Origin of the sequence: Microbacterium sp. (assembly GCF_047972865.1) — a bacterium.
GTDB lineage: Bacteria > Actinomycetota > Actinomycetes > Actinomycetales > Microbacteriaceae > Microbacterium.
The window spans coordinates 1-12,997 of the sequence record NZ_JBKEAY010000001.1; the positions used below are offsets into that span (position 1 = coordinate 1).

Genomic DNA, 12,997 nt, shown 5'->3' on the forward strand with positions numbered 1-12,997 from the left:
TGGATCAGCGCTCCTCTCGGAATTCGACGTGCTTGCGGACGACCGGGTCGTACTTCTTCAGCACGATGCGGTCGGGGTTGTTGCGGCGGTTCTTGCGCGTCACGTAGGTGTACCCCGTGCCGGCGGTCGACCGCAGCTTGATGATGGGACGGACGTCCTGCGACTTCTTCGCCATTAGAGCTTCACACCCTTCGCGATGAGGTCCTTCACGACCGACTCGATGCCGCGGGCGTCAATGACCTTGATGCCCTTGGCCGACACGTTCAGCGTGATCTTGCGACCGAGCGACGGAACGAAATAGGTCTTCCGCTGCACGTTCGGGTCGAAGCGGCGCTTCGTCCGGCGGTGCGAGTGCGAGATGTTGTGACCGAAGCCGGGAACCGCTCCGGTCACCTGGCACACAGCTGCCATGGTGATGTCTCCTTCTGTACCGTGGAACCGGACGGCCCCACCCAAGATCCCTTGTCTGCATCCCGCCCGGCATCCGCCCGTGTCCGGCCGATCTGTCGTGGTGGCATGCGTACTGCGCGCTGGAGTGCACGCAGACAAACCCCTACCCTACCACGCCCCGCCCTCCACGCCCCACGCCCCCCGCCAGCTTCCCGGCGCCGCCCACCACCGCGAGACCGCAGCCGCGCTATCGAGCCAGCGCGTTTTCCGCGCGGTCTCGATAGCCCCACTGTCGTTTCGCGGACGTGGCGGTTCGCGGCGTGGATCAGCAGCGCGCACCGCGGGGAGGTCTGCCACCACGCGGCCCGGGGGGCGGGGCTCGAGGGGGGCGGGGCTCGAGGGGGGCGGGGGGTCAGGCGTCGGCGGCGCCGCGACCCCAGCGGAATGGGGAGACGGTGGGGTCGCCGGCGATCCAGAATCGCCACGGGAACGCCGCCGTCCCGGCGCGGCCCGCCACCCCGACCCGGGGGCCGGTCGCCACGTCGGCCAGCGGCTCGTCGGGCAGCTCGAGCCGCGCGATCGCCCGCGCCTGCGGGATGCCCGAGACGGCATCGATGCCGTCGTGGACCGGATGCCGCAGACCCACCGCCGCGCCGAGGTTGCCGGGCCCGCGCGCGAGCTCCCGGGCGGACCGGGCCGCGGGGCGGCGGGCGGTCGCGGCATGCTCCCCCTGGACGACCTCGCCGGCGCGCAGCAGCACTCCTCCGGCGACCCCGGCGAGCCCGCAGACGACATTGACACACGAGTGGATACCGTGGCTGAGGTACACGTACAGGTGCCCCGGCTCGCCCCACATCGTGGCGTTGCGGGCCGTCGGACCCATCCGTGCGTGAGAACCGGGGTCGGGGCGTTCCCCGGTGCCGCGACCGTGATACGCCTCCACCTCGGTGAGCCGCACCGCGACTGTCACCTGGTCGATCCGGGTGCGCAGCACCCCGCCCAGCAGACGCGGGGCGACCTCGACGGGAAGCCCCGCGAGCGCGCCGCGAGTGGCAGGGATCAACCTGCTCACGGGCTCGGCGCCGTTTCGCACCACGAGATGTCGAACCCGTCCAGCGCCACCAGTTCGCCGCCGTCAGCGAGTGCCACGATGTGGGTCTGCACCCGGCCCGGCAACGGCAGCTGATATCCGTCGTAGGGGTTGTCGACCGCGCCCGGCGCGACCAGGAACGCCGCGTACCTGCCGCTCGGGGAGACGCACGTGTGCAGCAGTGCGTCCTCTGGGGCGACCGAGAACACGCTGCGGGTCTGCCCTGCGGGATCGACGAGCGCCGCCTCGGTAGAGGTGACAGTGAACCCGTCGAGCGTGGACAGCACGCGCAGAGTATCGCCGCCGGGAACCGGGACGACCGCGCCGGTCTGTCCCCGCTCGGGGCCGGTCTCCGCCAGCGGCTCTTCGTCGGTCGTCGTCAGGTTCATCCCAATCGGCCCGGTCACCGTATCGAGGAACGCCACCGTGGAGCCCTCGGCGATGCCGTGGATGCTCACCGCGCTGCCGAGGGCCACCGGTTCGGCGCCGTCGGGGGCGGCGAGGGTGAGCGCGCCGTCGAAGGTCATGATCAGCACCCGATCGGTTCCGGGAACGAACCGCCACTGCACGGTGCGAGCCTCCGCGGCGCGCTCGAAGGCGACCGGCGCGGCATCCGGATCGGTCAGCGAGGTCGTGTACAGCACGCTCTCCCGCCCGTGGTCGGCACCGATGTCGGCGTCGCTGAAGGTGTATCCGATCCGGGCGCCGCGGTCGGCGGCCTGGAGGTCGGCGACGTAGCCGTCACCGGGCAGGGCGAGTTCGCGCGGGCTCTCCCCGTCGAGATCGGTCACCACCAGGTGCGACAGCCCGTCCTCGTCGACCGTGCTGACGATGAGATGGCTGCCGGTGGCCCGGTAGTCCTCGATGTGCTCGTCGGTGTACACGGGAACCGCCGTCGACCCGGTCAGGTCGGTGCGGAAGATCGTGTCGTCATCGTCCTCGCCGCCGCGCCGCAGCAGGAACGTCTGCAGCGCGGGCGTCGTGAAAGCCTCCTCGACGCGGCCGACCGGCCCCCCGCCGAGCGCCTCGACGCCGTCGATGCGGATCGTGTACTCGGTCTCGTCCCACAGGGGCTGGTCGAACCGGATGCCGATACTGCGACCGGCCGTGTCGATGCGGAACCCGGCATCCGGAGTGACGGTGACCTGTTCGGGCGCAACGTCGGCGACCGCCTGTGTGAGGGTCAGGATGACGCGCGATCCGGACACGGTGATCGACGTGGCGGGGTCGACCTCGATGTGTGTCACGCGCGGTCCCTGCGCCGTGGTGACGGCCGCCCCACCGAGGCCGACCGCGGCGAGCAGGACTGCGACGACGGCGAAGGTGCGGCCAAAGCGGGCGGCCCGCCCGGCGCCGGGCCGCTCAGTACTCATACGGCTCCTTCGGTTCGTCGACGACCTCGATCTCGTCGCCTTCGATGCGCAGGACCCCGTCCACGTCGCGCACGGTACCGGTGACGGTGACCCATTCGCCGACCTCGGGGGCGCGATCGGCCGCGATCGGGAGCGAGGCCGGCTGGGCGTCGATGACGCAGTGGGTGACGACCATCCGCGTGAGCGCGAATCCGCGGTCGGCCTCCGTGACGAAGCCAGTGAGGGTCACCGGTGTCCCTGCGAACGCCTCCGGGTCGGTGGCGGTCGCGAACACGGTCGACCAGTCGCCGACGCCGAATGACGCCGTGTCACCGGTGGCCGCGAGCTGCACCGTGTCGGCGTCGGCGAACAGCGTGGCACCGGCGCCGCGGCTCATCGCCAGCTGCGGCGAGAGCACGGCGGGTGGCGTGATCAGCATGGACACGACGACGCCGGTCGCCAACACGCCTCCGGTCGCCGTTGCGAGCACGGCCGGCGACATGGCCCGGCGCGGCGGATGCTGGTGCACTGCGCCGGAATCCGGTACTGGTACGGCGGCGACCGGCACCGAGTGCCTCGCCGCACCCGCCCGCGCTTCTCGCAGGGCGCGGCGGGTCGCCGGCACGACGTCGGCGTCGAGCTCCGCGTGCTCGGCGCGGTCGGCGGCAGACGCGGATGTCGCGTGGCGCGCGCCCGCGGCATGCGGTGGGACAGCAGACCCAGGCTCGTCCATGGCACGCGACGCGGCGGCTCCCACGCCCGCGGCGGGCATCGGCAGGCCGTGGTCGTGGCCGTGGTCGGCCTCGGCGCCGAGCGGGAGGGCGAACGAGGCCACCGCACCGAGCAACGCGACCACGCTCATCGCCACGGCGAACCAAGCGGCGTCCGGGTTGATGTACAAGGCGAGCCGGCCGCTGAGCGCGAGGGCGATGGTGATGGCGGCGATGGCGCTGCTCAGGCCCACACCCAGCAGCCGGGTCACCAGCGCGCTACGCAAGGAGGTTCACCACCACGGCGACGACGACCGCCGACAACAGGACGATGACGATGAGCCCGGCCAGGGTGCGAGTGCGGAAGGTTGTGCGCAGCAGGGCGAGCATCTTCACGTCGATCAGCGGTCCGACCAGCAGGAACGCCGCGATCGAGCCGGGTGTGAACGTCGACGCGAACGACAGCGCGAAGAACGCGTCGACGTTGGAACAGATCGACACGACCATCGCGAGGGCGATCATCGCGACGATCGACAGGGCCGGGTTCGACCCGATCGCCAGCAGGGTGTCGCGGGGAACCAGCACCTGCACCGCGCCCGCCAGCGCAGAACCGATGACGAGGGCCGGCATAACGGCCCTCAGCTCGATGACGAACTGCACCAGACTCCGCCGCCCCCGGCCTGCGCTGTCGGCTTCGGCGACCGCGCACGCGGCACGGAACCGGTCGGTGATCAGGGCGTCAGGGTCGGTGTGTCGGCTGTACAACCAGCCGACGAGGTTCGCGATCGCGTACCCACCCAGGAGGCGCGCCACCAGGATGCCGTCGTCGAACCCGAACGCCTGGTGCGTCGTGATGATCACGATCGGGTTCACGATCGGCGCGGCAATGAGGAACGTCAGGGTTTCGGGTACCGAGAATCCCCGCATCATGAGACCGCGCGCGAACGGTACGTTGCCGCATTCGCACACCGGGATGAACATGCCCAGCAGCGCCAGCACCGCACGGCGAGCCCATGCGCGTTTCGGCATCCACCGTTCGAGGACTCCCGGCGGCAGCCATACCTGCACCGCGATGGACAGCAGCACGCCCAGCACGACGAACGGCAGCGACTCGATCAGCACGCTGAGCGAGAGCGTCAGACCGTCCTGCAGCCGCGTGGGGAGTACCGGCCCCGGCGCGAGCGCCGCCAGCCCAACGAGGGCGCCGACCACCACGACGCCGATTCCTGCGGCAACGACGGAACGGGTGCCGTCCCGTCGGAGAGAACCCGGGTCAGTCCGCGTCACGGGCGAGGGCGCACTCCGGGCAGAGCCCGAAGATGTCGATGACGTGCTCGGCCTCGGTGAACCCGTGCTGGGATGCGGTGCGCCGCGCCCACTGTTCGACGTCGTGGGCTTGGATCTCCACCGTACGTCCGCACGACCGGCAGATCAGGTGGTGGTGGTGCCCGCGGCTCTCGCAGGCCCGATAGATCGCTTCGCCGTCGGGGCTCTGCAGCTGGTCCGCCTCGCCGGCAGCGGCGAGCGTTGCGAGCGCCCGGTAGACGGTCGCCAGTCCGATGCCGGTGTTTTCGTCACGGAGCGCGGCGTGCAGATCCTGCGCCGAGATGAATCCTTGCGCGTCGCTGAGCGCCGTGCGGACGCGGTCACGCTGCCAGGTGTTGCGCTGAGCCATGGCGGTGATTCTAGCCAAGGCGCGTCGGAATCGCCTGGGTGCGCGGCGACGCACCGCTCCGCGCGCGGAGCACCCGGCCGCGCCGCGCGCCGATCACGCGGCACGCGAGGTAGATGAGGAACGAGATGGTCGTGATGTAGGGGCTCACCGGCAGCGTGCCCATGACGGCCAGCAGGATGCCGCCGACGGCGGCGACGACCCCGAACAGCGCCGACAGCAGCGGTACCCGCACCGGTCCCGAGGTGACCCGCATCGCCGAGGCCGCCGGGGTGACCAGCAGCGCCATCACCAGCAGTGCGCCGATGATGTGGACCGCGGCGGCGACGGTGAGGCCGAGCAGGAGCATGAACCCCAGCGACACGGCCACCGTGGGTACGCCGCGCGCGGCGGCGGACTGCGGGTCGAGCGAGTCGAAGCGTAGGGGGCGCCAGATCACGAGGAGGGCGACCAGCACGAACGCGGAGATGCCGATGAGCCAGCCGAGCTGCGCCGACTGCACCGACACGATCTGGCCGGTCAACAGGCTGAACCGGTTCGCGCTGCGCCCGTCGTAGAGCGACAGGAAAAGGATGCCCAGCCCCAGCCCGAACGGCATCAGCACCCCGATGATCGAGTTGCGGTCACGGGCCCGCGCACCCAGCCACCCGATGAGTCCGGCCGCGACCAGCGAGCCGACGATCGACCCGGTCAGCACGTCCGCGCCGATGAGCAGCGCCGCCGCGGCCCCCGCGAAGGAGAGCTCGCTGATGCCGTGCACCGCGAACGCCATGTCGCGCTGCATGATGAACACGCCGACGAGTCCACCGACCAGGCCCAGGACCGCCCCGGCCCACACCGAGTTGCTTACCAGGGCGAGGATCTCGGGATAGTGCGCGAGGCCCCCGAACATGGCGTCGTGGATGTCGTCGACGTTCATGCGAGAGCCACGTCGTGGTGATGGTGTGAGGACTCCTCGGCATCCGGTGCACCGACGACGACCAGACGCTCGCCGGCACTCAGTACGAAGACGGGGGCGCCGTACAGGTCGGTCAGCACCGGCGAGGTGAGCACATCTTTGGGCGCGCCCAGGGTGAAGCGGCCGCCAGCGATGTAGAGGATGCGGTCTACCATGCCCAGCACGGGGTTGATGTCGTGGGTGACCAGCAGCACACCCGCGCCGGTCTTCCGGTGGCCGTCGATCAAGCGAACCACGGCCTGCTGGTTGGCCAAGTCGAGGCTGGTGAGAGGTTCGTCGCACAGCAGGAGCCGCGGGTCGTCGGCGAGCGCCTGCCCCACCCGAAGACGCTGCTGTTCCCCGCCGGAGAGCACCCCGATCGGCTTGTCGGCGTAGGAGCTGGCACCGACTTCATCCAGCAGCCGGTCGATCTTCGCCCGCTCGCCGCGTCGCGGGATGGGGAGGCCGAAACGGTGTCCGTCGACGCCGAGCGCGACCAGGTCGCGCCCGCGCATCGCGGTCTCGGAGGTGAGTGGGCGCGCCTGCGGCAAGTAGCCCACCCGCCGGTTGCCGCGGCGGTGCACCGGTTCGCCCAGGACCGAGATGGCGCCCTCGCTGAGGTGCTCCAGCCCGAGCACCGCGCGCAACAGGGTCGTCTTGCCCGACCCGCTCGGCCCGAGCACGGCGATCAGTTCTCCCGGCGCGACCTCCAGGTCGAGCCCGCTCCACAGCTCTCGCCCGCCGCGGCGCAGCGCGGCACCGCGAATGTGTAGCGGGGCCGGGCCGGTCACTGAGTCAGCGTATCGGCAAGGTCGGCGATGTTCTGTTGCATCCAGGTCAGGTACGTGTCGCCGTCGGGGACCAGTTCCGTGAACTCGAGCACCGGCACTGCCGCGGCGGTTGCGGTGTCGATGACGGCATCCGTCTCGGCACCACCGGTCTGGGCGTTGACGATGAGAACCGACACGTCTCCCGTTTCGAGGATGGTGGTCGCTTCGAGCAACGTCGCCGGGGGCACGTCCTGCCCCTCTTCGACAGCTTCGCTGAACGCGGACGGGGTCGCGTTGACGAGTCCGGCCGCCTCCGTCAGGTACAGCGGAACCGGCTCGGTGACGAAGACCTCGGCGCCAGCGTGGGCGTCGTCGATCTTGCCCAACTCGGCCTCAAGATCCTCGATGCCGGCGGTGAAGTCCGCCAGACCCGAGGAGTAGACGTCGGCGCCGGCCGGGTCGAGCTCGGTCAGGTGGTCAGCGATCTCCTCCGCGACGTAGGCCATCGTGTGCGGGTCGTACCAGACGTGCTCGTTGAAGCCCTCGATGTGGTCGTGCCCGGCGTGGTCGTCCTCGTCGGCGTGGTCGTCCTCGTCGTGGTCGTGGTCGTCGTGGCCCGCGTTGCCGGGGTAGTCGTGCGAGTACTCCACGGCCGTGATGACCTCGGCATCCGTCCCGCTGGAGGCGATGAGACTCTCCAAGAATCCGTCGTACCCGCCGCCGTTCTCGATGATGAGATCGGCCTCCGACACGACCAGTTGGTCCTGCGCGGAAGGCTCGAACGAGTGCGGGTCCTGCGCCGCCGATGCGATGATCGAGGTCACCTCGACGCGGTCGCCGGCGATGGCCGCGACGATGTCACCGTACACACTCGTCGAGGCGACGACCCGGATGCCGTCATCACCCGCATCCGACATCGTGTCACCGCCGGTCGTGTCGGTCGCGCACCCCGCCAACACGAGCGCGGAACCACCAAGAACGAGAACAGGCAAAGCAAGACGACGCGACATGCCCAGCACTCTAACCCCGAGTGATAATCATTCCCAAATTTGGCCTGGAGCGTGGCGCGCACGTTGCCAGGCGCGCTCGAAGGCGTCCTCGTCGATCACCTCGACGCTGAACTCCGGATCGCTTGCGATCAGGGCGATCGACGGCATCGGAACAGTGCTCAGCCGCGTGCCGCCGTTCTCGTGGTCGCTGTCCGCCCAGACAAGTCGCCCGTCGGCAAACTCATCAACCTTCCGCACTTCCCAGTGGTCGGTGACATGTGACCACAAGACGACGGGATCAGTCGGCTGTGCGGAAAGCCAACGAACGCGCTGAAAATAGCTGAGGGACACACCACGATGATCCCAGGCCCCCTCGGCGGCGTCTGGGTGCTCAGTCCAACAACAGGGCCGGCTCCTCCAAGACCGCGGCGATGTCGGCGATGAACCGGCTCATGCCGTCGCCGTCGATGACGCGGTGGTCGAACGACCCCGACACCGTGGTCACCCAGCGGGGCCGCACCTCGCCGTCGACGACCCAAGGCTTCTGGCGGATCGTGCCCATCGCGACGATGCCAGACTCCCCCGGGTTGATGATGGGGGTACCGGCATCCATCCCGAACACACCGATGTTGGTGATCGTGATCGTGCCGCCCTGCTGGTCGGCCAGCGACGTCTTGCCCTCGCGAGCGGTGAACGTCAGCTTCTCGAGCGCCTTGGCCAGCTCGCGCATGTTGAGGTCCTGCGCGTCCTTGATGTTGGGCACCAGGAGTCCGCGGGGGGTGGCCGCGGCGATCCCCAGGTTGACGTAGTTGCGCACCCGGATCTCGGCGGAGCCGTCTTCGTTGTCGATCCAGGCCGCCCCGATCAGCGGGGTGCGCCGCACCGCCCAGATCACGGCGCGGGCCATGATCAAAAGCGGCGAGACCTTGATGTCGGCGAAGTCGGGCGAGGCCTTCAACCGCTTGACGAGCTCCATCGTGCGGCTGGCATCGACATCCGTCCACACCGACACGTGCGGCGCCGTGTAGGCCGACCGCACCATGCCCGAGGCCGTCGCCTTGCGCACGCCCTTGACCGGGATCGCCTCTTCGCGCGCCTCGTCCAACGGCACCTGCTCCACCGGACGCTGCCCGGCCATCGCCGGCCCGGGAACCGGCGGCGCCACGGCAGTGGCGGCCACGTCCCGCTGCACCGGAATGGTCTGCTCCCGCTCGGCGGGCTGGTCGGGAGTGGCGAGGTTGCGGAACACCGACGCCTGCGACGCGTGACTCATGACGTCCTCGCGAGTCACCTCCCCGTCGGCCCCGGTCGGGGTCACCTGCGCCAGATCGACGCCGAGGTCGCGGGCGAGCTTTCGGATCGGAGGCTTGGCGACCACGCCGACCGATGCCCGCACCGGGCGCTCAGCGGGCTTGCGCCGACGCGAGGTCGCCGCCCCGCCGGTGCCGTACCCGACCAGCACCGCCCCGGCGGCCTCGGGCTCGGCGTGCTTCTCACCGTGCGCGGACAGCCCCGAAGAGGCGTCGGGGGTCGCGGCATCCCCCGTGATCGTGATGATGGGCGCGCCCACCTCGACGGTCGCCCCCTCCTCGGCCAGTAGTTCGGCAACCGTCCCGGTGAACGGCGACGGCAGCTCGACGAGCGACTTCGCCGTCTCGATCTCAACGATCACGTCGTTGACGGCCACGGCATCGCCCGGGCCGACCCGCCACTGCACGATCTCGGCCTCGGTCAGCCCCTCGCCGACGTCCGGCAGGTGGAAGGTCTGGGTGCTCATCTCGGCTCCTGTCGACGGTGCGTTCTCAATAGGCGAGGGCGCGGTCAACGGCCTCGAGGATGCGGTCGGGATCGGGCAGGTAGATCCCCTCCAGCTTGGCCGGGGGGAACGGGGTGTCGAAGCCCGACACCCGAAGCACCGGGGCCTCCAGCGCGAAGAACGCCCGCTCCATGACGGTCGCCGCGATCTCCGACCCGACCGACGCGACCCCGGGTGCCTCCTGCGCGTAGACCATCCGGCCGGTGCGCCGCACTGAGTCGAGGATGGGCCCGTAGTCCACCGGCGACAGCGACCGCACGTCGATCACCTCGCACGAGGTGCCCTCCCCTTCGGCGAGCGCCGCCGCCTGCAGCAGCGTCGTCACCATCGCGCCATGCCCCACCAACGTCACGTCGGTGCCGCGCCGCACCAGCCGTGACGCATGCAACGGGAGCGCACGCTCGGCGGTGTCGACCTCGCCCTTCAACCAGTACTTCGCCTTCGGCTCCAGGAAGATCACCGGGTCGGGCGAGTCGATCGCGTCCTGGATCATCCAGAACGCGTCGTTCGGCGTCGACGGCGAGACCACCCGCAACCCGGGGGTGTGCGCGAAGTAGGCCTCCGGGCTCTCCTGGTGGTGCTCCACGGCGCCGATGTGGCCACCGTAGGGGATACGGATGACGACCGGCATCTGGATCGCACCCTCGTGCCGGTTGGTGATCTTGGCCAGCTGCGAGGTGATCTGGTCGAACGCGGGGAACACGAACCCGTCGAACTGGATCTCGCACACGGGCCGGAACCCCGCCATCGCCAGCCCGATCGCCGTGCCCACGATGCCGGATTCGGCCAGCGGCGTGTCGAGCACCCGCCGGTCACCGAACTCGGCCTGCAGCCCCTCGGTGACCCGGAAGACACCGCCCAGGCTCCCGATGTCCTCCCCCATCAGCACGACGTGGTCGTTCGCGGTCATCGCGGCACGCAGCCCCGCGTTGAGGGCGCGGCTGAATGGCATCGAGCTCATGCCTGCTCCCCCTCGAACGTCGCCTCGTAGCCGTCGAGCCACTGCCGTTCCTGTTCGACGAGCGGATGCGGCGCCGCGTAGACATGGTCGAACATCAGCGATACCGGCACGTCGCCGAGCTGGTTCGTGCGGGTGCGGACGTCGTCGGCGTAGGCCTGCGCCTGGGCATCCACCTCGTCGAAGAACGCGTCGGTCGCGCCACGCCCGCGCAGGTAGGCGCGCATGCGGGCGATCGGGTCGCGGCCGGCCCAGTCCTCCTCTTCGGCGGAGGTGCGGTACTTGGTGGGGTCGTCGCTGGTCGTGTGGGCACCCATGCGGTAGGTGACCGCCTCGATCGCGCGCGGTCCGTCCCCGGCGCGGGCCTCGTCGAGCGCACGCCGGGTCACCGCGAAACTGGCCAGCACGTCGTTGCCGTCGACGCGGAACGAGGGCATGCCGTACCCGCCGGCGCGCTGCGACAGCGGGGCCTGGGCCTGCGTGCTCACCGGCACCGAGATCGCCCAGTGGTTGTTCTGCAGGAAGAACACCTGGGGTGTGCGATAGCTGCCGGCGAAGACCATCGCCTCGTGCACGTCACCCTGGCTGGAGGCGCCGTCGCCGTAGTAGACGATGACGGCCTCGTCGGTATCCGCGTCGCCGGTGCCGCACTTGCCGTCGAACGCGAGACCCATCGCGAACCCCGACGCGTGGAGCGTCTGGGCGCCCAGCACGAGCGTGTACAGCCGTGTGTTGCCGTTCTTCGGGTCGGTGGGGTCCCAGCCGCCGTGGGTCATGCCGCGCATCAGGCGGATGATGTCGATCGGGTCGACGCCGCGCGTCGTGCACACCACGTGCTCCCGGTAGGAGGGGAACAGGTGGTCCTGCCGCCGGGCAGCGCGCACCGAGCCGACCTGGGCGGCCTCCTGCCCGAGGGACGGCGGCCACAGCGCGAGCTGACCCTGACGCTGCAGGTTGGTGGCCTGCCGGTCGAAGGCCCGCACGACCACCATGTCGCGGTAGAAGGTCTCGAGGTCGGCGTCGCCGAGCGCCTCGATGAGCGGCAGGAACCGTTCCGCTTCGGGCGTCGGCGCATAGGTCCCATCGGCGGCGAGGACGCGAATGAGGGCAGGGTCTTCCACCGACGTCATTCCTTCACGGTAGCGCGGACCGCATGCGGGATTCTGCATGCCGCGCACAAGGGATGCCCGCGATCCCGGTTCCGCCCGCACAACCCCCGGTGCGCCGCGTAGGCTCGAAGCATGCCCGAGCCGCGTTCCCCCCTCGATCTCGAAGCGCTCTACCTCGACCTGCACCGCCACCCCGAGCTGTCGTTTCAAGAGACCCGCACGGCCGGAGTGGTCGCGCGCGAGCTCGCCGCCCTGGGGCTGACGTTCGAGGAGGGCGTCGGCCGCACCGGCGTGGTGACCGTCATCCGCAACGGCGACGGACCGGTCGTGTGGCTGCGCGCCGACATGGACGCCCTGCCGGTGGCCGAGCAGACCGGGCTCCCCTACGCCAGCGCGGCGCGGGGCATCGACCCGGCCGGCACCGACGTGCCCGTCATGCACGCGTGCGGGCACGACATGCATGTGACGGCGTTGCTGGGGGCACTGGAACAGCTCACGAACACGCGGGAGCGGTGGTCGGGCACGATCGTCGCGGTGTTCCAGCCCGCCGAGGAGCACGGCGCCGGCTCGCTCGCCATGATCGCCGACGGGGTGCTGGACCGCTTCCCGCGGCCGGACATCGTGCTGGGCCAGCACCTCACACCGCTCCCAGCCGGCACGATCGGGGTGCGGCCGGGAACGCAGATGGCGGCATCCGACGGTCTCACGGTGACCCTGCACGGCCGCGGCGGACACGGATCGCGGCCGCACGCCACGATCGACCCGGTCGTGATGGCGGCGGCCACCGTCATGCGTTTGCAGACCGTGGTCTCGCGCGAGATCGACCCGCGCGAGATGGGGGTCGTCACGGTGGGGTCGATCCACGCCGGGCTGAAGAACAACATCATCCCCGCCGAGGCGAAGCTGGAGCTGAGCCTGCGCTACCCCGACGACGTCGCGCGGGAGAACATCATGGCCCGTGTCGAGCGGATCGTGCGGGCAGAGGCGGCGGCATCCGGCGCCGAGGAAGACCCGGTGATCGCGATCGATCACACTCTGCCGCCCACCATCAACGACGCCGCCGCGACCGCACGGCTGTCCGCCGCGTTCGACGGGGAGTTCGGCGCGGGCACCGTGGTCGATCCGGGCATGTTCACCGGCAGCGAGGACGTGTCGTGGTTCGCCCGCAAGGCAGGGGTCCCACTGGTGTTCTGGTTCTGGGGCG

General features: G+C 70.3%; 15 protein-coding genes. 1 reads left to right on the forward strand and 14 read right to left on the reverse strand.

The window, feature by feature from the left end; translation table 11 throughout:
- Positions 1-4: 4 nt before the first annotated feature.
- The 14 genes from rpmG to ACK5KK_RS00070 form a co-directional block, all read right to left on the reverse strand.
- The gene (gene rpmG, locus ACK5KK_RS00005; protein ID WP_036301131.1) at positions 5-175 is read right to left on the reverse strand and encodes a 50S ribosomal protein L33; all 171 of its coding nucleotides are present in this window, start codon (positions 173-175) and stop codon (positions 5-7) included.
- The gene (gene rpmB, locus ACK5KK_RS00010) at positions 175-411 is read right to left on the reverse strand and encodes a 50S ribosomal protein L28 (RefSeq protein WP_416888041.1); all 237 of its coding nucleotides are present in this window, start codon (positions 409-411) and stop codon (positions 175-177) included. The genes rpmG and rpmB overlap by 1 nt, the downstream gene beginning before the upstream one ends.
- A 391-nt stretch (positions 412-802) precedes the next feature.
- Complete coding sequence (locus ACK5KK_RS00015; RefSeq protein ID WP_416888042.1) at positions 803-1,462, reverse strand: DNA-3-methyladenine glycosylase; 660 nt, start codon at positions 1,460-1,462, stop codon at positions 803-805.
- A complete protein-coding gene (locus ACK5KK_RS00020) occupies positions 1,459-2,853 on the reverse strand; it encodes a hypothetical protein (protein ID WP_416888043.1) in 1,395 nt (464 codons plus the stop codon). The genes ACK5KK_RS00015 and ACK5KK_RS00020 overlap by 4 nt, the downstream gene beginning before the upstream one ends.
- Positions 2,843-3,829: a DUF1980 domain-containing protein gene (locus tag ACK5KK_RS00025; RefSeq protein WP_416888044.1), complete on the reverse strand. Its 987-nt coding sequence runs from the start codon at positions 3,827-3,829 to the stop codon at positions 2,843-2,845. The genes ACK5KK_RS00020 and ACK5KK_RS00025 overlap by 11 nt, the downstream gene beginning before the upstream one ends.
- Positions 3,822-4,829: a permease gene (locus tag ACK5KK_RS00030; protein WP_416888045.1), complete on the reverse strand. Its 1,008-nt coding sequence runs from the start codon at positions 4,827-4,829 to the stop codon at positions 3,822-3,824. The genes ACK5KK_RS00025 and ACK5KK_RS00030 overlap by 8 nt, the downstream gene beginning before the upstream one ends.
- Positions 4,816-5,217, reverse strand: coding sequence for a Fur family transcriptional regulator (locus tag ACK5KK_RS00035; RefSeq protein WP_416888046.1), 402 nt, complete (start codon positions 5,215-5,217; stop codon positions 4,816-4,818). The genes ACK5KK_RS00030 and ACK5KK_RS00035 overlap by 14 nt, the downstream gene beginning before the upstream one ends.
- A 10-nt stretch (positions 5,218-5,227) precedes the next feature.
- On the reverse strand, positions 5,228-6,133 hold the full coding sequence (locus ACK5KK_RS00040; protein WP_416888047.1) for a metal ABC transporter permease: 906 nt from the start codon (positions 6,131-6,133) through the stop codon (positions 5,228-5,230).
- Positions 6,130-6,942 (reverse strand): metal ABC transporter ATP-binding protein, encoded by an 813-nt coding sequence (locus ACK5KK_RS00045; protein ID WP_416888048.1) that lies wholly within the window; start codon positions 6,940-6,942, stop codon positions 6,130-6,132. The genes ACK5KK_RS00040 and ACK5KK_RS00045 overlap by 4 nt, the downstream gene beginning before the upstream one ends.
- The gene (locus ACK5KK_RS00050) at positions 6,939-7,931 is read right to left on the reverse strand and encodes a metal ABC transporter solute-binding protein, Zn/Mn family (protein ID WP_416888049.1); all 993 of its coding nucleotides are present in this window, start codon (positions 7,929-7,931) and stop codon (positions 6,939-6,941) included. The genes ACK5KK_RS00045 and ACK5KK_RS00050 overlap by 4 nt, the downstream gene beginning before the upstream one ends.
- Before the next feature lie 27 nt (positions 7,932-7,958).
- Positions 7,959-8,261, reverse strand: a complete 303-nt coding sequence (locus tag ACK5KK_RS00055) for a DUF6881 domain-containing protein (RefSeq protein ID WP_416888050.1) — start codon at positions 8,259-8,261, stop codon at positions 7,959-7,961.
- Positions 8,262-8,301: 40 nt separating this feature from the next.
- Complete coding sequence (locus ACK5KK_RS00060) at positions 8,302-9,687, reverse strand: dihydrolipoamide acetyltransferase family protein (RefSeq protein ID WP_416888051.1); 1,386 nt, start codon at positions 9,685-9,687, stop codon at positions 8,302-8,304.
- Between the two features lie 25 nt (positions 9,688-9,712).
- Positions 9,713-10,687, reverse strand: coding sequence for an alpha-ketoacid dehydrogenase subunit beta (locus ACK5KK_RS00065; protein ID WP_416888052.1), 975 nt, complete (start codon positions 10,685-10,687; stop codon positions 9,713-9,715).
- On the reverse strand, positions 10,684-11,814 hold the full coding sequence (locus ACK5KK_RS00070) for a thiamine pyrophosphate-dependent dehydrogenase E1 component subunit alpha (protein WP_416888053.1): 1,131 nt from the start codon (positions 11,812-11,814) through the stop codon (positions 10,684-10,686). Before ACK5KK_RS00070 ends, ACK5KK_RS00065 begins: the two co-directional genes overlap by 4 nt.
- A 111-nt stretch (positions 11,815-11,925) precedes the next feature.
- On the opposite strand from ACK5KK_RS00070, the gene ACK5KK_RS00075 reads away from it, so the two are divergent.
- A partial coding sequence (locus ACK5KK_RS00075; RefSeq protein WP_416888054.1) for an amidohydrolase occupies positions 11,926-12,997 on the forward strand: 1,072 nt, incomplete at its 3' end.

Coding starts and splice junctions, on each gene's coding strand:
- ACK5KK_RS00020 (WP_416888043.1), bottom strand. CDS start 2,853: ATGAGTACTGAGCGGCCCGGCGCCGGGCGGGCCGCCCGCTTTGGCCGC.
- ACK5KK_RS00065 (WP_416888052.1), bottom strand. CDS start 10,687: ATGAGCTCGATGCCATTCAGCCGCGCCCTCAACGCGGGGCTGCGTGCC.
- rpmG (WP_036301131.1), bottom strand. CDS start 175: ATGGCGAAGAAGTCGCAGGACGTCCGTCCCATCATCAAGCTGCGGTCG.
- ACK5KK_RS00035 (WP_416888046.1), bottom strand. CDS start 5,217: ATGGCTCAGCGCAACACCTGGCAGCGTGACCGCGTCCGCACGGCGCTC.
- ACK5KK_RS00070 (WP_416888053.1), bottom strand. CDS start 11,814: ATGACGTCGGTGGAAGACCCTGCCCTCATTCGCGTCCTCGCCGCCGAT.
- ACK5KK_RS00040 (WP_416888047.1), bottom strand. CDS start 6,133: ATGAACGTCGACGACATCCACGACGCCATGTTCGGGGGCCTCGCGCAC.
- rpmB (WP_416888041.1), bottom strand. CDS start 411: ATGGCAGCTGTGTGCCAGGTGACCGGAGCGGTTCCCGGCTTCGGTCAC.
- ACK5KK_RS00050 (WP_416888049.1), bottom strand. CDS start 7,931: ATGTCGCGTCGTCTTGCTTTGCCTGTTCTCGTTCTTGGTGGTTCCGCG.
- ACK5KK_RS00060 (WP_416888051.1), bottom strand. CDS start 9,687: ATGAGCACCCAGACCTTCCACCTGCCGGACGTCGGCGAGGGGCTGACC.